Source organism: Rhodanobacter sp. A1T4 (assembly GCF_014207185.1).
Taxonomy (GTDB): domain Bacteria; phylum Pseudomonadota; class Gammaproteobacteria; order Xanthomonadales; family Rhodanobacteraceae; genus Rhodanobacter.
In genome coordinates this window covers 31,110-53,418 of the sequence record NZ_JACHCP010000004.1, presented here as the reverse complement: position 1 = coordinate 53,418, position 22,309 = coordinate 31,110, and the positions used below count along the sequence as shown (strand labels likewise).

The window sequence follows — 22,309 nt, the reverse complement described above, 5'->3', positions numbered from 1 at the left end:
GGAGATCTGGCTTCACGGGTAAACTGATTATGCCCTGCCCTTGCATGGCCTGCCGATGAATCTTGATTTGCCACCGATTTGCCTGAACGATCCTCGCGCTGAACCACGGCGCGCTGCTAGCATCGAGGTTTCGGCCGCGGTGCCGGCCATAGAGATCATAAGGATATCGGCGTTGGCTTCGATGACACACGGTTTTACAGCACCCAGCTCCATAGCACCCAGCGCGCACCTGGCCGATGTGCGTTACGAAATCCGCGGCGCACTGACCCGACGCGCGCGCGATCTGGAGGCCGCCGGCCTCGACATCATCAAGCTCAATATCGGCAATCCCGGCCGCTACGGTTTCGAGGCGCCAGCGCATCTGCGCGAAGCGATCGCCAACCATCTGCATGACAGCGAAGCCTACGGTCACGAGCAAGGGCTGGAGATCGCCCGCGATACCATCGCCGCTCAGCAGCGTGCGCGCGGCGCGCGGCATGTCGATGCCGAACGCATCTTTATCGGCAACGGCGTCAGCGAGCTGATCGACCTCAGTCTGCGTGCACTACTGCAATCCGATGACGAAGTGCTGCTGCCCAGCCCCGACTATCCGCTGTGGAGCGCCGCGACGATCTTGAACGGTGGCCGGCCACGCTATTACCGCTGCCTGGCAGCCAACGGTCACTTCCCCGATCCGGACGAAATCGAGGCGCTGATCACCCCACGCACCCGTGCACTGGTGCTGATAAACCCGAATAACCCGACTGGCGCGGTGTATCCGCGCGCGTTGCTGGAGCGGCTGGTCGCCGTGGCGGCGCGCCACCGGTTGCTGCTGCTGAGCGACGAAATCTACGACGAGATTCTTTACGACGACGCGGTGTTCCAGCCACTGGCCGAAGTCGCCGGGGAGCTTCCCTGCATCAGTTTTGGTGGCCTGAGCAAGGTGCATCGTGCCTGTGGTTACCGGGTCGGCTGGATGAGCCTGTCGGGTGATCCGGCACGCACTTCGGCATATCGCGACGCCCTGCAGCTGCTCGCTGCACTTCGTCTATGCGCCAACGTGACTGCGCAATGGGCGGTGATTCCCGCCTTGCAGGACGCACCGACCATCGGCGCGCTGACCGTGCCCGGTGGCCGCCTGTATGAGGCGCGTCAGGCCGTGATCGACGGTGTCGCCGCCAGCGATTATCTGGATCTGGTAACTCCGGGCGGTGCGCTGTATGCGTTCCCGCAAATTCGCGCCAGCCGTATCGCCAGCTTCGACGACAACGCTTTCGCGCTGCGCCTGCTGGAGGAGGAGTCCGTATTGGTGGTCCCCGGCTCCAGCTTCAACGTGGCCGCAAGCCGGCATATCCGGCTCACCTTGCTGCCGCAACCGGCGCAGCTGCGCGAAGTGTTCGTGCGCATCGAACGGGTGCTGGGTCGGATGGCGGATCAGCAGCCGCTTCGCACTGTCGCTGCAGTCGCTTGAACGTCCCGATGGACGCCGCAGCTATCGAAAGTGACGTCCTGAAACATCCACGTCGAGCTTTGCTTTCATGATGCCCGCCATGCTGCCGCTTCACTACCTCGCCCTCGGCGACTCCTACACGATCGGCGAGTCGGTACCCGCCGAAGCCCGCTGGCCGTCGCAGCTCGTTCAACAGCTCCGGCGCAGCGGCGTGATGATCGATGACCCGCGCATCGTCGCCGTCACTGGCTGGACCACCGATGAGCTGTCGGCCGGCATGGATCAGGCGCAGCTGGCTCCCACCTACGATCTGGTGACCTTGCTGATCGGCGTCAACGACGAATATCGCGGCCGCCCCGCCAGCGACTATCGCACGGCCTTTGCCACGCTGCTGCAGCGGGCCATTGTGCTGGCAGGCAACCATCCTCAGCGGGTGATCGTGGTGTCGATCCCCGATTGGGGCACCACGCCATTTGCGCGTAATGATGCCAGAGGCGCGGCACGTATCGCCCACGAATTGGACGTCTACAACGCGATAGCACGGGACGAAACGACGCGTGCCGGCGCGCACTGGGTCAACATAACGCCGATATCGCGGCAGCATGCCGATCTGGTCGCCAATGACGGGCTGCATCCTTCTGCCGCCCAGTACACGTTATGGCTGGATACGATCTTGCCGATAGCTCGTCGGGCTTTGCGTCCCTCCCGCTAAGCACCGCATTCCTGCTCTTGCAGCTTGCCGCGTCGCAACAACACTGCAACCATTTCGCCATGCTTTGGTGACCTGATGGCCCGACACTGGGGTCCCGGTACCTACCGGAGTACTCGCCATGTCGAACTTTCACTGCCGTAGCGCCTTCATCTCCGATGTGCATCTGGGCACTCCAGACTGTAAGGCCAGCTATCTGCTCGACTTCCTGCGCAAGTTGCGCTGCGAAAAGCTTTATCTGGTCGGCGACATCATCGACATGGAAGCGCTGACCCGCCGACATTGGTGGCACGCGGACCATAGCGCCGTGCTGGCTGAGATCATGGCAATAGCCCGGCGCGGCGTCGACGTCACCTACATACCCGGCAACCACGATTGTCCATTGCGCGGTATGGCGGGACAAACCTTCGGCGGCGTCAAGATTCGACTCGACGCCATCCATGAAGGCGCCGATGGCCGCCGCTATCACGTCAGCCATGGCGACGAGTTCGATCCCGAGCAGGTCGGCCGCAGCTGGATGATGCATCTGGGTGAGGCGATGCACCGCTTCATTTGCTGGAGCAACCGCCGCCTGTATGGCATGCGTCGCCGCCTCGAATTGCCGTACGTGCCGCTGTCCATCATCATCAAGTCGCATATCGGCAAGGCACTGGCGTATATCCGCGCTTATGAAGATCGCGTCGCCGGTGACGCCGCCCAGCGCGGTTTCGATGGCCATATCTGCGGGCACATCCATTACGGGCAGGTACGAGAGATCGATGGCGTGTTGTACCTCAACGATGGCGACTGGGTGGAGCACTGCACCGCGCTGACCGAAGACCACACCGGCGCGATGGAGCTGATCCACTGGAGCGAGCAACCCACTGCTCTGGGCCGAGCCAGCCGGGAGCTGCTGCTACCCTCGCCGACGGCCGCCCTCGCACTCGCGCCACTGGCCGCACGCCGACGCAAACTCACCGAACTTCGGCCGGCTGCCTGAAGCTGGTCCAGGTATCGCATAAATAGTGGATTTGCCCGCCCTTTTGCTTGAACGCGCCGGACAATGGCGCCATATGGGATCATTGACCTCTTTGCTGGAGTCCTCCCATGTCCCTCGACAACGCCACCCGCGAACGTATTGAAACCCTGCTCAAGGACCACCGCGTGGTGCTGTTCATGAAGGGCGACCGTCGGCAGCCACAATGTGGCTTTTCCGCCGCCGCCACCAACATGCTCAATGAGCTGCTGCCCGACTACCACACGATCAACGTGCTGGAAGATCCGGAAATTCGCGAAGGCATCAAGGCCTATGGCGAGTGGCCGACCATTCCGCAGCTCTACGTCGAAGGCGAGTTGGTCGGTGGTGCCGACATCATCCGCCAGCTCTATACCAGTGGCGAACTGCACGAACTGTTTGGCGCGGCGAAACCCGACCGCACGCCGCCGGTAATCACCATCACCGATGCAGCCGCCGAGGCAATCCGCCAGGGTACTGCCAATGCGCAGGGCGTCGCATTGCACCTTGAGATCGGTCCCGATCACAGCGCCGGCTTTCAGCTGGCCCCGGCTGGCGATCACGACATCGTCGCGCACAGCAACGGGCTTGAAGTCCATTTCGACCCGGCGAGCGCGCAGCGCGCCAAAGGCATCGTGATCGACTGGGTGTCTACCGTGCAGGGCGAAGGCCTGAGCCTGAAATTTCCCGGCGCGCAGGAAATCAAATCCCTCACCGTGCACGAACTCAAGGCCCGACTGGCCGCAGACAACATCACCCTGATCGACGTACGCCCCGCCCACGGACGCGCCCAGGTGGCGCCACTGGCACAGGCTCGCGTGCTGGAAGAAGAAGGCTACGAAAGCCTCGCCGCCCTGCCCAAGGACACCCCGCTAGCGTTTATCTGCCACCACGGCATCTCCAGCCAGAGCATGGCCGAACGCTTCGCCGCCCACGGCTTCAGCGACGTCTCCAATGTGGAAGGTGGCATGGATGCATGGGCGACCGAAATCGATTCGAGCGTGCCGCGGTATTAAAATCACCGCTATCTGCCGCTAAAGGAAGTCCGCCCGCGGACAGGACGGGTTAAACTTACATGCTAAGGCGGGTCTGGGGCATTTACCTGCTGCTCTCCCGGATGGATGGCAGGAAGACACTCAACGCGCGCAAGTTAGAAACTTGCCGTAGCGTTCACTTCAACGGCTCGATCACGCCGTGAAACGGACTTTTGTTAGTGGCCTCGACAGAGTTATGCCGCTCCGCTCAGATCGATCATGGCCGGCGAGTAGCTCCCGCAGAGATCCGCCTCAGGATCTCCGCATTACAAGAAATTGCAACCTGTCGGAACGTATTTTTAGCACGAGGTCATTGCAAGCAAACCTCTTGACCCGGCTTATAATCAAAGCAATCGGTTTGCCTGATCACGAATCCAGACATGAATACTCCATCAAGTAGCAGCGCGGCATTAAGCCGCGAAACAGCACGTATGCACATACGTAATAAAGATTTACTTGTGGCAGAGCAATTTTACTGGCGTGTACTGGAAGAAAAACCCAGTGACATTGAAGCACTTCAATTTCTAGCCAATGAACATTTAGCACGCGGCGACATGCGCAAAGCAATCGAATTATTGATTCGAGCTCGTGACGCGCAACCGGATGATCCGGCCACGTTGCATCAGCTGGGTACTGCGCAGCTGGACGCACAAGACTTCGCATCAGCGGCACATAATCTTCGCAGGGCGCTTCAAATAGCACCCCGGATGTTTGTGGCACGACTACGTCTGGCCACCGCACTGGAAAATCTCGGGCAACCCCATAATGCATTGCTTGCCTATTTTCGAGCGATCAACGATGCGCAAACACAAGGTCGATGGCTGAACGACTCGACGACCGCCGCTGCGCTTCGCCAGCCAGTCAAGTACGCGATGGATTACGTAGACACTGGCAGAAAGCGGGTGTTTGAGGAAACGCTCGAACCGCTGCGGCAACGCTATAGTCGATCAGAACTTCGGCGTGTTGACCTGTGTCTGGCAATTTATCTCAACGAACAGCCGGCGAACTTGCCCGATCCGCGGCAGCAACCCAAGTTTCTCTATTTCCCGGAGATACCATCGCAACCCTTCTATCCGCGCGAACGCTTTCCCTGGCAAGCCGAGCTTGAGTCAGCCGGCGGCATGATTCGAGATGAACTACGCAACATCATGGCAAAGCAGGACAGTCTCGAATCATTTCTTCAGTCGGGGCCACGAGACGACAACGATGAGTACCTGCAATCATCGGGCAATCAGGCAGCGGCATGGGACGCCTATTTTTTCCACCGCCACGGTGAGCGATACGACACCAATTGCGAACTTTGTCCGAACACTGCAGCGCTACTTGATTCAGTACCATTAGTGCGCATTCGAGAGCACGCGCCAGAAACGCTGTTTTCGGTACTGAGGCCAGGCACTCACATCATGCCGCATCGTGGCGTTACCAATACGCGCCTGGTTACCCATCTGCCGCTCGTCATACCAGCCGATTGCGCACTGCGTGTTGGCGGAGAAACGCACACCTGGAAGCAGGATCAGTGTGTAACTTTCGACGATACCTTTGAGCATGAAGCGTGGAATCGCAGCAACGAAACGCGTGTGGTGTTGATCATCGATAGTTGGAATCCTGACTTGAGCGAGGCGGAACGTGCTGCGGTCAGTGACCTTGTGGCAGCAATCGGCGACCTGAATCGAGCAGTGGCCATTTAATAATTTACGCTTTCCGGCAGGTAATCGAGCAAGCCATTCACTCGGATTACTCGCCATCTGAATTGCACACGCCACGACATAATTTCTAGGCGAACGCTTTTGTCATACGCATCATCAAAGAGGTTTTCATGGATCCCCGACTGCAAGGCTTGAGTCCTGATGCGTTGAAATACCTCATGGCAGCAGGCGAAGCGCTGGATTCAGGCCGCAGGGATCGAGCAGCTCAGCAACTTGAATTTGCCTCTGCTATTTACCCGGATCATCCCGAAGTTCTCCGTATGCACTCAGGGCTACTAAGCCTGCGTAATTTGCATTCCGATGCGATTAAAACAATGCAGCGGGCTATCAGACAAAGACCGCAAGACGCCCTGTATCACAACACCATGGGAACTCTGCTTGGAGCTGCCGGGGACTACGAATTGGCGACCAAGGCCTTGCAGCATGCTTGCGATCTGCAGCCCAGCATGGCTTTTGCCTGGTACAACCTGGGAGTCATGTTGACTCGCTGCGTCCGCAATGACGAAGCTATCTCTGCATTGCAGCGGGCTGTCAGCCTGGCGCCTGATCATTGGAATGCACGCGCGCTGCTGGCGGACATGCTGCGTACGCACGGTCGTATTGAAGAAGCAGAGTCCGAGTACCGTAGCTTGCTTCGCGAAAGGCCCACCACTGGCACTGCGTGGTGGGGACTCGCTGATCTCAGGACAACGCGTTTTAAAGCTGAAGATATCCAGCAGATGCAGGTGGCGGCACAAGATCCTCATGCAAGCATCGACGACTTGATAGCCATCCGCTTTGCCCTGGCCAAGGCCTTGGAAGACTCCAGCCGCTACGCGGATTCACTGGCCGTACTTGCCGATGCCAATGCAATGGCGCGAAGTCGGCAGGAATGGGATGCGAGCGCGTTTTCCCATAGCGTCGCTGTCATCAATGCTGCATTTTCGCCGCCGCCGGCCTCGGCAGACGCCGCTATCGGTCAAGAGGTGATATTCGTCACCAGCTTGCCCCGCTCCGGCTCGACTCTCGTGGAACAGATTCTTGCCTCACATTCGTCGGTCGAAGGTGCTGGCGAATTACCTGACTTGCCGCTTGTGCTCAACGAGGAATCGCGTCGCCGCGACATGCCCTTTCCACAATGGGTATCTGCGATGCAACCCGCCGATTGGGAGCGTCTTGGTCGTCGTTATCTCGAACGTACCGCACGTTGGCGAAAGCACCGGCCGGTGTTTACCGACAAATTACTCAACAACTGGATGTACATCGGCGCAATACGCGCGATGCTGCCTTCGGCACGCATTATCGTTTGCCGTCGCGATCCGCTGGAAACCTGCTTTTCGTGCTACCGCCAGCATCTCGCAAACAACGAATACACGCGCACATTCGATGATCTGGCGAGCTTTTGGCAAGATTTCGATCGAAACGTGCATGACGCCATCGGCACTCATTCGTCTCACGTCTTTGACCATCAGTACGAAATTTTGTTGGCGGACCCTGAAGCCCAAGTCCGCCGATTGCTGGATTTTTGCGACCTGCCGTTCGAACCGGATTGCGTGAACTTTCACGAGACAAAGCGCGAAGTACGCTCACCGAGCGCCACGCAAGTGCGTCAACCGCTGCACGATACGTCTCGTGCGATGCGCTACGGTGCGCTGCTCGATCCGCTGCGTTCAGCGCTAGACATGCCGTTGTGGCAATAGGGCCGAGAGCGAAGCAATGAATGGCGTAAGTGCAATGGTGTTCTCTTGATGCAGGGCGCCGATGACCCGAATCGCGCGGAGCCAGATCGCCGGCGTGCGCATGGCGGGCTATTTGATACGCAACTGACAGAGCTCAACGGATCCCTGGAGGCGGACTGGCTGGAGCGCGCACGCACGCTGGTGGTAAGTAACGATATTGACGCCGCGGCTATCGTACTTACCTCCGCTATCGCTGCGCATCCTGATTCTTCTGATCTGCGCCTGGCGCTCGCAGGTGTCTATCAGCAGAACAGACACTTTGCCAAGGCTGAAAAGCTCTTGCGTGAGTTGCTAACTCAATATCCGGATAATGTCGCAGCAAGTTTCTTGCTGGCACGTATGCTCAGCCACCAGGGACGCCTTCAGGCGATGGCGTCAACGTTGCGCGGGTTGTTTCACCATGGGGTACATGACGCTGACCTGGTGATTCAAGCAGTGGAGCTGCTGGACGAAGGCGGCAGACAGACTGACGCGGCAGCGATCTGCGAAGATGAAATTGCTGCAGGATCAGCCGACCCGCGGCTGCACGCCTATGCTGGCATGCTGCACATCCAGCTGGGAGAGTTTGAGCAGGCCAGGGAAAGGTATATGTACGCCGTTGCCAATGACAAAAGGGCGTTTGAATGGAATATCCCGATAGGCCTCAGCAGCCTTCAGCGCTACGAGGATCTCAGTCACGCAGACTTCGAGTTGTTTCGGAATGGACTGAAGCAATTTGACCTGAACGATCAGGCGCGTACATCGCTGCAGTTTGCGCTTGGCAAGGCACACGACGATATCGGCGACTTTGCCCAAGCTGCCCGGTATTTTCGTGATGCCAATGCCATGGTGCGGGCGACCAACCCATGGTCTCGCAAGCACTGGCAACACGCCATCGCGTCACGCCTGGTGGCTAAAGCCAGGCCGTGCAGAGGAGATTTTTCGACCGATTGGACACCACTTTTCATTGTCGGTGTACCGCGTTCGGGAACCACTCTCACCGCCGAGCTTTTGTCGCGACATCCGGACGTCTGCAATCGCGGTGAACTCCATTGGCTACCCAAAGTCGCTCAGCAGCTCGAACTCACAGGCCACGACAACACCGCACAGCTGGAGCATGCGACGTCCATCTACGAGGCACAGTTGCTTCAGGATGACGACACTGGTGCAAAATGGTTTATCGATAAAGAACCACTCAACTTGCTGCGGCTGGATTTGATCATGGCAATGTATCCGAACGCCCGGATCATTTTCTGTCGGCGCAATTCACGAGATACGGCGCTGTCTCTGTGGTCACAATATTTTACCGGGGGCGCCCAAGCTTACGCCTATGACCTGGTTGATATCGCCACAGTCATTCAGAGTTGTAACCGGATGATGTCGCATTGGCTAACGCGATATGCGCGCTCCATACACGTGGTGCATTACGAAGAACTGACGTCCAATCCGACTTCGTGCGTTAGCCAACTGGCTTCATGGTTGGGACTATCGGAATGCGATTATCTCAATACGAAGAACCGACAAGCCAGTATCAACACGGGAAGTCTCTGGCAAGCACGCCAGCCTGTCTACATCCGCTCCGTGGAGCGTTGGCGCAATTACGCGCCTTATTTACCCGAATTGCTTCGGATCCCGATCGAGTAAGTGCAAGCTACGTACTCGAGGCCATAACTCCGAGCCAGCCGATCCGAGTCTCGCTTAATACCCGAACAAGCGAAGTTTTTTCAACGCGCACCCGGGAAAAGAAGGTAAAGCGACAAGATATATTTGTCTCCTGACACCGGGGGGCGCCCTGCATGCTGATACATCCAGTACGGAGGAAACATCAGCAGTCGTCCCGCACGCGCCGGTATCTTGATGCCAAGATCACAGAACTCCGTTTCACCACCCTCAGCCACATCATTCAAGTACCAGAGAAAAACCAGGTAACGATTCGCCACCTCGTAAATCGCATCGAAATGTGGCTGAAAAGCTTCACCTGCCTCCGCACGATAGCGCTTGATACGCATCTCTGAAATCAACGGCGTCCGAGGCACCGGGAGAGTCAGGCCAAGCCTCTCGTTATAAATCGCCAGATGGTCTTCAACCTGCTTGTAGAAAAAGCCCTTGAACGCATCGTCAGCAATTGCTGAGATATCTAGTTCAGTCCATGAACTGTCGTCCAGTCCTGCGCGCCAGCCCGGGCTGCGAACAAGGTGGCGCTCGGTGGTTTGCTGGAATGAAGCAATCAACTGGTCGCAGAACGGCCGTGGCAACGCGGCGTCGAAAGTTTGAACGAAACTCCTTGCGTTCAATGCGGACCACGAATCCCTACAAGGCATCTGCTCAGCTGTCATAACCCCAGTGCTCCATGACTCCCTTCAACGACGGGAGTAAAGGTTTGAATGCGCTTTCGTAACGCTGCCAACGACCAACGGCAGTCTTGTTGGGCGGCTGCGTAACCTGCGCATAGCTCGGCGTGCTGATAAAACCTTTTTGCTGCGCATGCAGATGAAAGCCATGGAGCGCAGCCGCATCGTCGATTTTGATAAACGCGCCGATACGATCAACCTCGGTATCAAAATTGTCCAACAAATCTTCATAGCGAAGATGGAGTACGCGCGGCTTCAACAGCCGCTCGTGATAGATCCAGTACTGCATGGCGTTAACGTAACCGCGCGCCAGCCGCTCGAGTGACGAACATAAAATCTGGAATGCGGGTGAACGAAAGTTCTGCATGTAGCAACTCAAAATTACGTCGCATGGATGACGCAATGCCAGAATGATCGGCGCATCGGGGAAAAGCCGGCAAATAAGCGGTAAATGCAAAAGAGTAAGCGGATTCTTGTCGACCAGGCGTTGCCCCGGCTTGAACACCACTTTGGACTTTACCTGATCCCAATAAAGCTGCCTTAGAGACTCGCATGTTGCAGAGTCGAGCTCACCCAGCGCTTCGGGATAGAGATAGCCAAGCTCGACCACTTTGTCGGAAACATTCTGCATGAACGGCTGCTCATCCATCGAAACCAGTGCCGGATGCGCATCCAGCATCTGTTCAAGCATCGTGGTGCCAGAGCGTGGAAATCCGACAACAAAAATTGGCGGTGGTGATATTGATGAGTCCCGCTCTGCGATTTCCCAATCCGCTGTTTGAGCAGGTGTCATGCGCAACAGTGCAGGCGCTATCGGCTGCACTTCGGGCAAGAGTAATTCGGGTGCCAGCTGTGCTGCACCGACCAGTTGCAGCGAATGGGCTTTCTCCAGTGCAGACAGCACCGCGGCTTGATCACCCGCCTTGTCACACGCTTTGGCCAATGCGAAGTAAAGGTTGCTCCGATGTCTCGGATCAAGAGTCAGATCAAGCAAGCGCTCCAGTAACTCGCGCGTTACTGCCGGCTCTTTGCCACGTTGGGCCATTACGCCCATAGCGCCGATCACTTCATTGCGTTCATTTTCGTCGGTGATCTTCTCTGGATCGGGCAAGTTAGCCAAAATGGCTTTCGCCTCGTCCAGCCGATTGACGCGCTCTAACAGCAAGACCTTTCGAACTAGGGAGCGCGTCTGGAAACTATTGGTGTCCAGCAAATCATCAAGTAGCTGTTCGGCCTCAATGGTTCGCCCCAGTTGGGCCAATAACCACGCCAAATCCAGACGAAGCTCACCGTCCAGCAACGGCCACCGCCGCCAGTCGGCAATCAGCATTTCAAGCGTTTTATTGTCACCGCATTCATAGCAAGCCATCGCGGCATAGATGCAGATCTGGATGTCGTCTGCACGTCCATGCGTTGCACGGAGCAGATAGTCACGGGCCTTGGGATAGTCGGATTGCTCTTTGTATAACAGACCCAGGTTGCCGAGGGTGACCGCGTTATCCGGCGCCAGTTTCAGCGCGACCTGATAAGCCCGCTCAGCCTCCGCAGGTTGGCCGGCTTCCCGAAGTGTGGTGGCGTAATTATTCCAGTGCTCACTAACCGCTGGATACAGCCAGGTCAGCCGCTCGTAGACCACCGCCGCTTGTACCGAGCGCCCCTGCTGTTGGTGAGCCATGCCTAGCAAGGTCAAAGCCATCTCATCGTCAGGATCCGAATCCAACAGCCGCCTGCACTCGTTTTCGGCAAATGCCGCGTGGCCGCTCTGCAGGAGCGCCATAACGCTTTCTATATCGGATTCAGCCATTACCCAGCCTGTAGGTTTTGCGTAAAAAAACCGCGTGGCTCTCGCCACGCGGTCTTGATTATAGCGATGCAAACTTGGATCAGAACGACACGGTGATGCGACCCCAGAAATAACGACCGATGGTGTCATACGTGTTGACGTCGGTATTGGAGTTCAACACGTTGTTCTGATACATCAGCGGTGGCTGCGTATCGAACAGGTTGTTGACGCCAAAGTCGAAGCGGGTGTGGTACGCCGCGAGGTTATAGCCGATGGACACATTGTGATAGATCTGCGGTCCGAAATTGAGCACCTGACCGGGAACCTGCCCCTCAGCCGAGAAGCCCTGGCTAATATCTGGCGAGCCGATCCTTACAGTGCCGATGTACTGCGTGCGCCAAGTGGCATCCCATGGGCCATCAGTCCATGTGAGCGAGCCGAGTCCGCGCCAGCGAGCGAAGTTACCATAAGCAGCGTTGTTGCTGTAGAGACCGGCAAGATGCTCAACGACATCGCCCGCCGTACCTGGCGCCGTGTCATTGTCGTAGCGGATCAGGTAAGTCGTATCCAGCGACAGTGTAAGGTCACCGTAGTTCTGGCCGAGCACATCAAAGTGCGGAATCTTGTACTTGAAGCTGCCGTCGACACCCTTGGTGTTGAGCTCACCAAGGTTTACCGTCGGCGAATTGATGTAGTTGATGGTGCCGTCGGTGTTTCGATGAATGAACGAGCAGAACGGGCTGCTCGCATTGTTGTAGCAGCTGGTAAGCACGGTCTGGGCACCGAGCGGTGTGATCGTGTCGTTAAGCTGCACGCGATACAAATCAACACTGGCCGAGAAGCCTGGCAGCCAGCTCGGATCGTACACAGCACCGAAATCGAACGACTTGCCGTACTCCGGCTTCAGATTGTATCCAGCAACCTGCGAGCCGGATACCACGGCCGTCGTCTGTGAACCTTGCTGCACAAAGCTGCCGTTGGTCGGCACGTTGGCGCAGGCCGCCGCATGACCACCGGTATAGCCGACGCAGGGATCGTTTACCTGCGGAGCGCTACCGGCACCGCCGGCATAAAGATCGGCAACCGTCGGCGCACGGAATACACCGTCCATTGTGCCGCGCAGCAGCAAGTCGTTGAACGGACGCCACTCCACAGCAAACTTGTAGTTCGTCGTGCTGCCTGCCAACGAATAGTCGGAATAGCGGCCGCCAATCGTCACATTAAGTGACTTGATCAGTGGCACATCCGCCAGCACCGGGATAAACAGCTCGGCGTAGGCTTCCTTGTAGTTGTAGCCGCCAGCAAGCGGAGTCGAACAAGCCGATTGCGAGATGAAACAGGTACCGGAGACACCAGTCGTCTGTGCGATGTAGTCAACGCCGTTGTTCTCATATTCCTTGTCATAGTCAACGCCGACGGCCAAGCTGACCTCACCGGCGGGCAGGCTGAACAGGTTGCCGTTGGCGCCGGCCTCGTAGCGCTTGGAGATGTAGGTCTCATTGTAGAAAGCGTTAGCGCCGTAAGCCTTGAGCGCGGCAATCGTTTTCGGATCGTTGACGTTGAAAATATTGATCGGCGTACAGTTGGCAATCGGCGCAGCAGCCGTTCCGCAGGTTACAACGCCCGTGGTCGGGTTCAGGAACGATGGGCCAAATGCGCCCGATGACTGCAGACCGTTCAAGTAAAGTTGACCTAAGGACTCCTTAGACTGACTGACATGACCGTAATCGATGTCGGCGTTCCACTGCCAGCTGCTATCCGTACCAAAGTTGCCCTTGAGCCCCGCAATTGCCTGAGCAGTGGTAGTGCTATAGGTAGTGACGCGCTGACCCAGAGTCGACAAGCGCGTTTTGTACTCGTTTGCGCCCGGACCGAACGTAGTGCCCGGATAGGGGTTGTAATAACTGTTTGGAGAGATGGTGACGCCATCGCTTTGGGCATCGAACGGCAAGGGGGCCAAGGCATATTGCGACGACGTCTTGTTGTAGAACGCGTCGAAGTATCCCTGCACGTTGTCCGAGAAATTATAGTTGGCCAGCGCAAAAACGTTGGTACGCTCTTGCGGTGTTTCGATCAGATTTTGGGCTTGATAGTTGTAACCATCAGCGGAGGTATAGCAACGATAGTTAGCAGCCGTCACCTTGCCCGGCTGGGTACTTGAAAGAGTCGCATTGCCATTGCCATTTCCGGCGCACCCTGATGGCGTCGCTCCGGCAGGCAACTGCAGAAAGCCGCTAGGAGTGCGCGAGGAACCGCCGTTGTAGACGGAGCCGGAAGAGAAATACGTGGCGTTCTTGGAAAAATTGCGAGCCGCCGAAGAGATTTCGTCGGTTTTGTTGTAGTCGATGCCTGCAACAATGTTGCCCTTGTCAGACGAGGTACCAAACGTCGCGGTATAGCCCGAGGTATCGCCGTCGGCGCGATCCGACTGACCAAAGTTGGTGCTGATCTGCGCACCCTGATAGTCGTTGCGCAGAATAAAGTTGACCACGCCGCCAATCGCGTCGGAACCGTAGGTAGCCGATGCGCCGTCCTTCAGCACTTCGATACGCTCGACCATGCTGGCCGGGATCGCATTGACGTCATTGTTGACGACACGCTTGCCATTCACCAGGATCAAGGTGCGCGCTGAGCCGAGGCCGCGCAGTGAAACGGTGGATGAGCCCGCGCCGCCGCCGTTATTGACGCGTGGGTTCGTCGCGTCACCCGATACCGAGGGAATTTCCTGGATCAAGTCACCCAGGGTCACCTTGCCGCTGGCCTGGATTGCGGCGCGGTCGATAACCTGCACCGGGTTGGATGTTTCCAGATCAACACGGCGAATGTTCGAGCCGGTAACAACGACGGTATCCAGCGACGTGGTCTTTTTGGCAGGCTGGCTGCTTGCATCTGTGGCAGGCGTAGTGCTCGAATCCTGAGCGAACACGGTGCTGGACGCACCAGCAGCGATGACAGCACCCAGCGAAAGCGCCAGGCGAACCGATGAAGAAAGTTTTGTGACCCCAAGTTTCATAAACGACACCCTCCGATTAATTATCACCATGGGTCAGAAAACGTTCTGCCCAAAAACCGCGACTCGGCCTAAAGTTCCCCTAGACCAATGAATTCCCGACCACAAACTACAAACTCGACCCGATACTAACAGGCAAATAACGTTTCGTGAACACTCCGCACACCCAAATCAGCTGGCAGACCGCATTCTACGGTTACCACCAACACTCCAGATTCAGAACCGCGTGTTTAACGAAGCGTCACCCTCAGAGCTTCTTTATCACGCCTCTTTTACGCGTTGTCAACATTTTTTGTACATGAACGGCCTTGTTTAACAACCTTTTATTAGCCTTCTTGTCCCGTCATGGCGCCATCTGTCGTAGCAACTGGTTACTCGGGTTGCAGTGGCTCAGGTAGTGGCTTAGGCAACACCAAGCTGCTCGGAATCACCCCTCCCCAAGGCATCTGATCGACTGATCGGGGTGCCGTACGACCTCAATTTGAAAGTACAGGACACGCAAAAGCGGATCGGGCGGCATGCCACTGACCGTTGAAATCCAGAACGGGTTGAATTTACTTGGGCCCTTGACCAACCCCGGAGCGGTCATTCCCCCTGCACTCTCGGCATGACATGACATGCTATGTTTCGCCTGCCTTTGATGATGGGGAAGCATGATGCGAATGGGTCTGGCTATCGACGCAGCTTGCGATCTGTCGCAGGCCTTTTTGCAGCAGCACAATATCTTCGTGATGCCGATCACCGTCCGGGTGGATGGCGAAGTGTTCATGGACGATCGCGAACCGGCCGAGATGCAGCGCTTCATCGATCGTCGTCTTGGCAGCCGCAGCCACTCCGCAGAAACAGAGCCTTGCTCCGTTGAAGAGATACAGGACCTGTTCCTGGGCAAGCTGGTACTCGAGCAAGACTGCTTGTTTTGCCTCACGATCATGGCCACGCGCAGCCCGATCAATGAGCATGTGAATCGCGCGAGCTTTGCCATCCTGAAGAACTACCGAAAGGTCCGGGAAGCCGCTTCGATGCCAGGGCCATTCATGATGCGCGTCATTGATACGCGCAACATTTTTGCCGGTTCGGCACCGGCGGTATATGAAGCGGCTCGAATGATCGAGGCGAATGAACAGCCCGCCGCTATCCGCGAGCGCCTGACCTTCGTTGCAAACAACAGCTACGGCTACATGTTGCCGAGAGACCTCTATTACCTGCGCGCACGCGCCAAGAAAAAGAACGACCACAGCGTGAGCTTGTTCAGTGCAGTGCTGGGTTCGGCGCTGGATATCAAACCGCTCCTGCGCGGCTATCGCGGTGAAACCGGCCCGGTCGGCAAGGTCCGCGGTTTCGATCACGGTGCAGAAACGCTATTCACCTATGCCGCCCAACGGGTGCGCGCCGGCCTTCTCGTACCTTTTGTATGCGTGAGCTACGGCGGGGACCTCGGCCTGCTGCCGACGTTGCCGGGCTACGCCGGCTTGCAGGCGGCTTGCCAGGAATGCGGCGTCAAGTTGATGGAAGCTCCAATGAGCATCACCGGCATGGTCAACGTCGGCGAAGGTGCAGTGACACTTGGTTTCGCTGCCGAAGAGCATGTCGCGGATTTCTAGCGTCCGCGGAGCGGTCCTGAGTGCCTGCTTCGCGTCGTCACGGCGACCACCGACGATTCAGAACCCGTAATTGAGAAACCCGCCATCGACCGCCAACACCTGGCCAGTGATGTAGCTAGCCGCAGGTAAGCACAGGAAGGCGATCGCGGCAGCCACTTCCTCCGGCTCGCCGATCCGCTTGAGCGGCGTGCGATCGAGTACCTCATCCAGATAATCGACATCTGCCAGCGCGGGCTCCGAGCGCTGCGTGCGGATATACCAAGGCGCCACCGCATTGACACGAATGCCATCAACCGCCCACTCGGCGGCGAGATTGCGCGTGAGCTGATGCAGTGCCGCCTTGCTCATGCCGTAGGCCGAACCAGTACGCACATGCGTGATGCCGGAAACAGAACCGACGTTGACGATCGCCGCATTCGCATGTTGCACCAGTTGCGGATGCGCCAACCGACACATCTCGAAGGCGGAAAAGACATTCTGTTCGAATATCTGGCGGCATTCGTCGCTGCGGTAATCCAGCGTCGCCAGCGGCTGATTGCCGCCGGCATTGTTGACCAGCAGCGACAGCGGCGCGCCGAGATCGGCGATCCAGTCGAACACGGCGAGGCGCTCTTCGGCTTGCGTCAGGTCGGCGCCGAAGGCCAGTACCTCGACGTCGGGGAAATCATCGGCAAGCTCCACCATCACCTGTTCGAGATAATCCGGATCGCGCGCTACCAGCAGCAGATCGGCACCGAGCCCGGCCAGTTCGCGCGCGGCAGCGTAGCCGATGCCCTTGCTGGCACCGGTGATCAGGGCGGTATGGCCTTGCAGTTGCCAGGCATCGGTGCGGCTGTTCATGCGAGCAGCTTAAAGCGTCCGCAGCCAAGGTGCATCGGTTTGGTGACTGATCAGAACGACGCCTTGCCTGGGCGCGCCTAGCGCAGGACACTCGGCACTTCAACCACGCGCGAGAAGTCTCATGAAGCTGCTATCAATCTTGCTCTGCGTCGTTGCTCTTGGCGCCTGTTCCAACAAGCCACCCGACCCCATTGCCAAGGCCCCACCGGTCGCTACGCCGTTCGACGCCATGCGCGCGGAAGAGCAGCGTGCGAAGGACGTGCAGAAAACCGTCGACAAGCAGGCCGAGCAACAACGCAAGCAGATCGAAGCGCAGCAGCAATAACTGGGCTTTGAGCGAGAGTGCGGTTAACCCGCTCTCGCTGAAGTCTTTGGTTTAATGCGGACTGCAAAGGCAGTCCGCATAAATATTGGGCGTACCCGCCTTGGCGTTGCGCAGCAACTGCAGCTCCGGTGACAGCGCCGGCAGTTCGGCGACCCAACTCGGCAGGTGCACACCCCACGACTGCAGGATGCGCACGCTGGCACTCTGGTTAAGACCGATCAGAAAACGCTGGAAGCTACCCTGTGGTGGCTCGACGTAACGGACAGGATAGTCAGCGTCCAGCTTAGCGAGACTGGCAGCATCCGCCACGGCATTGTTCAGCCCTCCCAGCTGATCGACCAAGCCGCGATCGAGCGCCTGCTGTCCGGTCCACACGCGGCCCTGCGCAATCGCGTCGATCGACTCGTAGCTTTTGCCGCGCGCCTTGGCCACGTTGCCGACAAAGTCGTGGTAGCCCTTGTTGATGATCGCCTGGATCACTGCGCCGACTTTCGGGTCGAGCGCGCGGGTGATGTCGAACGCGCCGGCCATTGGTCCGGTCGCCACACCATCGCTCTGCACCCCGAACTTGGCCAGCGTATTGGGTATCGAGTAATAAAGACCGAAGATGCCGATCGAGCCGGTAATGGTGTTTGGTTCGGCAAAGATCTTGTTGGCGTTCATCGAGATCCAGTAGCCGCCACTGGCCGCCACATCGCCCATCGAGACCACAACCGGAATACCGGCCTCGCGGGTCAGTTGTATTTCGCGACGGATCTGCTCGGCCGCAAATACTTCGCCGCCGGGCGAGTTGACGCGCAGCACCAGCGCCTTGGTCTTGCGGTCCTCGCGCGCGGTGCGGATCAGCGCGGCGGTGGACTCGCCCCCGATCGAACCCGGTGATTGCTTGCCGCTGGCGATCTCGCCTTCGGCCACCACGATCGCCACGCCCGGATCGAATACGCTGGTCGTGCTGGACTGACTGGCGAGGTATCGCGTCTGGTCGACCTGGCGGAAGCTGCGACCCTTGTCGTCGGCCGGCACACCTTCCTTGCGCAGCATCGAAATCAGTTCGGCACGTGTGGCCAGACCGTCAATCAGGTGTTCGTTCAAGGCCAGCTGGGCCAGATCACCCTGCGTACTCATGATGGTCTGCGGCAGGTTGTCGATGTCGGCGCGCAGCGCGGCTGGCTCAATCTTGCGCAAGGCGCCAACCTCGGCGAGATACTCGTCCCACAAGCCGCCCATCCAGTAGCTGTCCGCCTGCTTCGATTCCGGCGAAGCCTGTTCGAGTATGTATGGCTCGGCTGCACTCTTGAACTGACCGACACGGAACAAATGCACGTCGACGCCAAGTTTGTCGAGCAGGCCTTTATAGAAGAGGCGGTAATCGGCCAGACCGGTCAGCATCACGCCGCCCTGCGGATCGACCAACAGACGATCGGCGTGCGCGGCCAGGTAGTACTGGCTCTGATCAAAGTTCACCGCCCACGCGATCACCGGCTTGCCGCTTGCGCGGAAGCGATCCAGCGCTGCGCCGACCTCGCGTAGCGCGGCAAAGCCGCCGCCCTGCAGATCGTCCGGCATCAGCAGAATGCGGGTGATGCGCTTGTCCTTCGCTGCCGCGTCGATCGCTCCAACCAGATCGCGTACCTGAACCTGCTTCGGCTCGTTGCCGGAGAAACTGTCCAGCGTACGCTGCAGCGGATCGATGCTGTACTGCTCGACCAGTTGCCCCTGCGGCTTGAGCACCAGCACGCTATCGTTCTGCAGCGTGCGCGATGTACGCCCCGCGCTTCCGCCGGCGGCAATGCCAATAATCGCCACCACCAGCACAAATAGAAAGCTGAAAAACAGCAGATTGATAATCACCAACCGCACGATATTGATGCCGCGCCCAAACGTGCGGATAAAAGCCCAGAAACCGCGTGGACGGCGGGGCGGCAGAGGTGGCGTCATGCGTGCTGCTCGTGTGGAGTAATGGAATGAATGATCGGTGGGCTCAGTGGCCAAGCGTAGCGGGTAAGGCCGGCTCGGTCACTGCGGCATGCTGCCAGCGCTCGCGCCACGCGCTGCGCCAGAATCGCACGAACAACATCACCGCGGCGACCGACAAGCCGGCGATCAACCCTACCCACATGCCACGGGCACCCATGCCCTGCCGAAACGTCAGCCACCAGCCCAGCGGCATGCCGATCATCCAGTAGGCAAACAGGGTGATCGCCATCGGCACGCGGGTGTCCTTGAGACCGCGCAGCGCGCCATTGGATGCCACCTGGATACCGTCGGAAAACTGAAACAGTCCGGCCAGCATGATCAGCTGTACCGCCAGCGCAATGACCTTGGGGTCATGTGTGTACAGCGAGGCGATGAAGTGCGGCAGACTCAGCATCAGCGCGGCCGAAACCAGCTGCGTGCCCAGCGTCAAACCGATGCCGCAAAACCCCGCATAACGCACGCCGCGCGCATCACCGCGGCCTACCGCATTGCCCACCCGTACGGTAATCGCCATCGCCAGCCCCAGCGGGATCATGAAAAACAGCGAAGCAATATTGATCGCCACCTGATGGCTGGCGATCACACCTTCGCCCAGCGAGCTGATGATCAGCGCTGTCGCCACGAATAGCCCGGCTTCGGCCAACAGCGTTACCGCCATCGGCAGACCGACATGCGCCAGCGCAGCAATCCGCCGTAGGTGCGGCCATTCGAAATGATCGACTAGCCCCAGGCCGCGATAGTTGGGATGCCGCAGCACATAGATGCCAAGGCCCAACATCTCGATCCAAAGCACCGCAGCGGTGGCCATGCCGCAGCCGTGCGCGCCCTGCGGCGACAAACCGAACTTGCCGAACATCAGCACGTAACCCAGCGGCACCAGCAATGCCAAACCACCCAGGCTGAAATACATCGATGGGCGAGTCAGCGACAGCCCCTCGGACAAACCGCGCAATGCGAAGTAACAAGTGAGTGCAGGCGCTCCCCAGCTGATCGCCAGCAGAAACGCCTGCACATCCTGGCGCAGGCTTGGCGTCACGCCCATCAGCTCGATCAACGGCATGGCATGACGCACCGCGAACCACAGCAGCACACCCATGCCGAACGCCAGCCATAGCGCCTGGCGAAATACCGCGCCTACCTCGAGCCTCCGGCCGGCGCCATCAAGCTGGGCCACCCACGGTGGCACCGCCATCATCATGCCGATGCCGCTGACGATTACCAGCGACCAGATATTGGCACCTACAGCTACTGCAGCAAGCACATGCTTGCTGAAATGGCCCGCCAACACCGTATCGATCACGTTGCTGCCGATCGCCGCCAGCTGGGCCAGCACCAACGGCAGCGCAAGGCGCACCGTGGCACGCATCTCGTGCATCAGGCGCACGCGTTCGGGACGGAAGGGTTTCATCGACGTCGTGTATTCATGAGCGACGCATTCTACCCGAGCCATAGGAGTGGGCTGTTTACGCCGCCTGTGCAAAGATCGCCATTGCGCCGGATGGGACCGGATGGGGATTCAATGAAGCAGCTCAACAGCTACGAAGGGCAGCACTGCGCCAATTGCGGCACGGCCATGCAGGGCGAGTTCTGCCACGAATGCGGCCAGTCGATCCACAGTGTGATCAAGCCGATGCACGGCATGATCGAGGAAACGGTGGAAACCCTGCTGCACATCGACGGTCGCATCGTGCACACGCTGCCGCCACTACTGCTCAAGCCTGGCTTTCTGACCCTGGAATATTTCAGCGGCCGGCGCGTGCGCTACATCGCGCCGTTCCGGTTGATGTTCGTACTCTGCGTGCTGGCTTTCTTCGTATTTCACCTGGCCTTGGACAACATGGCTTCGCGCAGCCTCGCCAGCATCCAGCCGCAGACCCATCTTAAAAACGACCTGTTCAAGGATGCGGACACACCGGCCGAGGTACGCGAGGAACTGCGTATCGAACTCGACAACATGGAGAAGATTCGGAACTACGAGGTCGTGCCCAAGTACGCCGCCACGGAATTGGCTCTCAGCGAACAGAAGATGCGTCAGGCCGCCAACAAGCGACTGACTGATCTGGGTGCGGCCCCCATGTCCGCCGCTTCGATCGCTGCGCCGGCGGTGGCAGCTTCAAAAGACGACGACAACGAGCCCTTTCCCGATGGCATGGATAACTCCGGCCACATGTCGGAGCCATTCCACATCGCATGGCTGCCGGACATGGTCAACGAGCGACTGACGCTCTGGGCGACGCGTGCCCTCGCCAACTGGCGGACGTACAAGCATGGCGATGCGAGATCGAGTGAGGAAGCCAAGCAGCGCATGATCAATGGCGTCTTTGGCACACTGCCGCAGACGATGTTCGTGCTGATCCCGATCTTTGCGGCGATGCTTGCGCTGTTCTATGTCTTTCGCCGCCGGCTCTACATGGAGCATTTGATCGTTGCCCTGCACAGCCACGCGTTCCTGTTTCTCAGCCTGCTGCTGATCTTGCTGGCAGGCATGTTGTCCACCTGGCTGAAGCCGCATGGCGCATGGATGGCGATAACGCTCGATTGGGTGGAAATCCTGCTGTTCTGGTGGATTCCGATCTATCTGCTGATCATGCAGAAGCGGGTTTATCGACAAGGCTGGCCGATGACGGTGCTGAAATACCTTTTTATCGGCTGGTGCTACTGCTGGCTGCTGCTGTTTGCCCTGATCATCGCTTTCGTACTGGGTTTGGCGCATTGAAGAGTGAAGTCCGCGCACAACTGCTTGGGGCGACTTAACCTGTTACGCCAAGCCACCCAGCAGCTCTTGGAATGGGGTTTTGCACAGCGTCACCGGGCTGTCAAGCAACATGAAAGCTCTTTGTCAATTGCGTGAAC

16 protein-coding genes are annotated in these 22,309 nt (G+C 58.4%); 10 read left to right on the top strand and 6 right to left on the bottom strand.

Annotation, left to right across the window (positions count from 1 at the left end; translation table 11 throughout):
* Positions 1 to 181 precede the first annotated feature (181 nt).
* The 7 genes from HDE80_RS08875 (at position 182) to HDE80_RS08845 (ending at position 9,213) form a co-directional block, all read left to right on the top strand.
* Positions 182 to 1,450, top strand: a complete 1,269-nt coding sequence (locus HDE80_RS08875; protein ID WP_184670744.1) for an aminotransferase class I/II-fold pyridoxal phosphate-dependent enzyme — start codon at positions 182 to 184, stop codon at positions 1,448 to 1,450.
* A gap of 82 nt (positions 1,451 to 1,532) precedes the next feature.
* Positions 1,533 to 2,141, top strand: coding sequence for a GDSL-type esterase/lipase family protein (locus HDE80_RS08870; RefSeq protein ID WP_255483678.1), 609 nt, complete (start codon positions 1,533 to 1,535; stop codon positions 2,139 to 2,141).
* 118 nt (positions 2,142 to 2,259) lie between these two features.
* Positions 2,260 to 3,117, top strand: a complete 858-nt coding sequence (locus tag HDE80_RS08865; RefSeq protein ID WP_184670050.1) for a UDP-2,3-diacylglucosamine diphosphatase — start codon at positions 2,260 to 2,262, stop codon at positions 3,115 to 3,117.
* A gap of 107 nt (positions 3,118 to 3,224) precedes the next feature.
* Positions 3,225 to 4,148 (top strand): Grx4 family monothiol glutaredoxin, encoded by a 924-nt coding sequence (gene grxD, locus HDE80_RS08860; protein ID WP_184670045.1) that lies wholly within the window; start codon positions 3,225 to 3,227, stop codon positions 4,146 to 4,148.
* A gap of 398 nt (positions 4,149 to 4,546) precedes the next feature.
* Positions 4,547 to 5,854, top strand: a complete 1,308-nt coding sequence (locus HDE80_RS08855; protein WP_184670043.1) for an aspartyl/asparaginyl beta-hydroxylase domain-containing protein — start codon at positions 4,547 to 4,549, stop codon at positions 5,852 to 5,854.
* 176 nt (positions 5,855 to 6,030) lie between these two features.
* Positions 6,031 to 7,551, top strand: a complete 1,521-nt coding sequence (locus HDE80_RS08850; protein WP_255483658.1) for a sulfotransferase — start codon at positions 6,031 to 6,033, stop codon at positions 7,549 to 7,551.
* Positions 7,552 to 7,599: 48 nt separating this feature from the next.
* Positions 7,600 to 9,213 carry a sulfotransferase gene (locus HDE80_RS08845; protein ID WP_184670039.1) on the top strand — a complete coding sequence of 538 codons (1,614 nt, stop codon included), beginning with the start codon at positions 7,600 to 7,602 and terminating at the stop codon, positions 9,211 to 9,213.
* An 80-nt stretch (positions 9,214 to 9,293) separates the two neighbouring features.
* Here the strand turns inward: HDE80_RS08845 and HDE80_RS08840 are convergent, their stop codons facing one another.
* The 3 genes from HDE80_RS08840 to HDE80_RS08830 all read right to left on the bottom strand — a co-directional run bounded on the left by HDE80_RS08840 (position 9,294) and on the right by HDE80_RS08830 (position 14,716).
* Complete coding sequence (locus tag HDE80_RS08840; protein ID WP_184670037.1) at positions 9,294 to 9,905, bottom strand: 2OG-Fe(II) oxygenase; 612 nt, start codon at positions 9,903 to 9,905, stop codon at positions 9,294 to 9,296.
* Complete coding sequence (locus HDE80_RS08835; protein WP_184670035.1) at positions 9,895 to 11,724, bottom strand: sulfotransferase; 1,830 nt, start codon at positions 11,722 to 11,724, stop codon at positions 9,895 to 9,897. Before HDE80_RS08835 ends, HDE80_RS08840 begins: the two co-directional genes overlap by 11 nt.
* Before the next feature lie 79 nt (positions 11,725 to 11,803).
* Complete coding sequence (locus HDE80_RS08830; protein WP_184670033.1) at positions 11,804 to 14,716, bottom strand: TonB-dependent receptor; 2,913 nt, start codon at positions 14,714 to 14,716, stop codon at positions 11,804 to 11,806.
* A 653-nt stretch (positions 14,717 to 15,369) separates the two neighbouring features.
* Here HDE80_RS08830 and HDE80_RS08825 point away from each other — a divergent pair.
* Entirely contained in the window at positions 15,370 to 16,314 is a 945-nt protein-coding gene (locus HDE80_RS08825) for a DegV family protein (protein WP_184670740.1), read from the top strand.
* Positions 16,315 to 16,371: 57 nt separating this feature from the next.
* Here the strand turns inward: HDE80_RS08825 and HDE80_RS08820 are convergent, their stop codons facing one another.
* Complete coding sequence (locus HDE80_RS08820) at positions 16,372 to 17,154, bottom strand: SDR family oxidoreductase (protein WP_184670031.1); 783 nt, start codon at positions 17,152 to 17,154, stop codon at positions 16,372 to 16,374.
* A gap of 121 nt (positions 17,155 to 17,275) precedes the next feature.
* Between HDE80_RS08820 and HDE80_RS08815 the strand changes: the two genes are divergently transcribed.
* Positions 17,276 to 17,479 (top strand): hypothetical protein, encoded by a 204-nt coding sequence (locus HDE80_RS08815; protein ID WP_184670029.1) that lies wholly within the window; start codon positions 17,276 to 17,278, stop codon positions 17,477 to 17,479.
* A 51-nt stretch (positions 17,480 to 17,530) separates the two neighbouring features.
* On the opposite strand, the gene sppA is transcribed toward HDE80_RS08815, so the two are convergent.
* Together sppA and HDE80_RS08805 are read right to left on the bottom strand one after the other, a co-directional pair.
* Positions 17,531 to 19,417 carry a signal peptide peptidase SppA gene (gene sppA, locus HDE80_RS08810; protein ID WP_184670027.1) on the bottom strand — a complete coding sequence of 629 codons (1,887 nt, stop codon included), beginning with the start codon at positions 19,415 to 19,417 and terminating at the stop codon, positions 17,531 to 17,533.
* Between the two features lie 43 nt (positions 19,418 to 19,460).
* Positions 19,461 to 20,864: an MATE family efflux transporter gene (locus HDE80_RS08805; RefSeq protein ID WP_184670025.1), complete on the bottom strand. Its 1,404-nt coding sequence runs from the start codon at positions 20,862 to 20,864 to the stop codon at positions 19,461 to 19,463.
* A gap of 111 nt (positions 20,865 to 20,975) precedes the next feature.
* On the opposite strand from HDE80_RS08805, the gene HDE80_RS08800 reads away from it, so the two are divergent.
* Entirely contained in the window at positions 20,976 to 22,172 is a 1,197-nt protein-coding gene (locus tag HDE80_RS08800) for a DUF3667 domain-containing protein (protein ID WP_184670023.1), read from the top strand.
* The last annotated feature ends 137 nt before the right edge of the window (positions 22,173 to 22,309 follow it).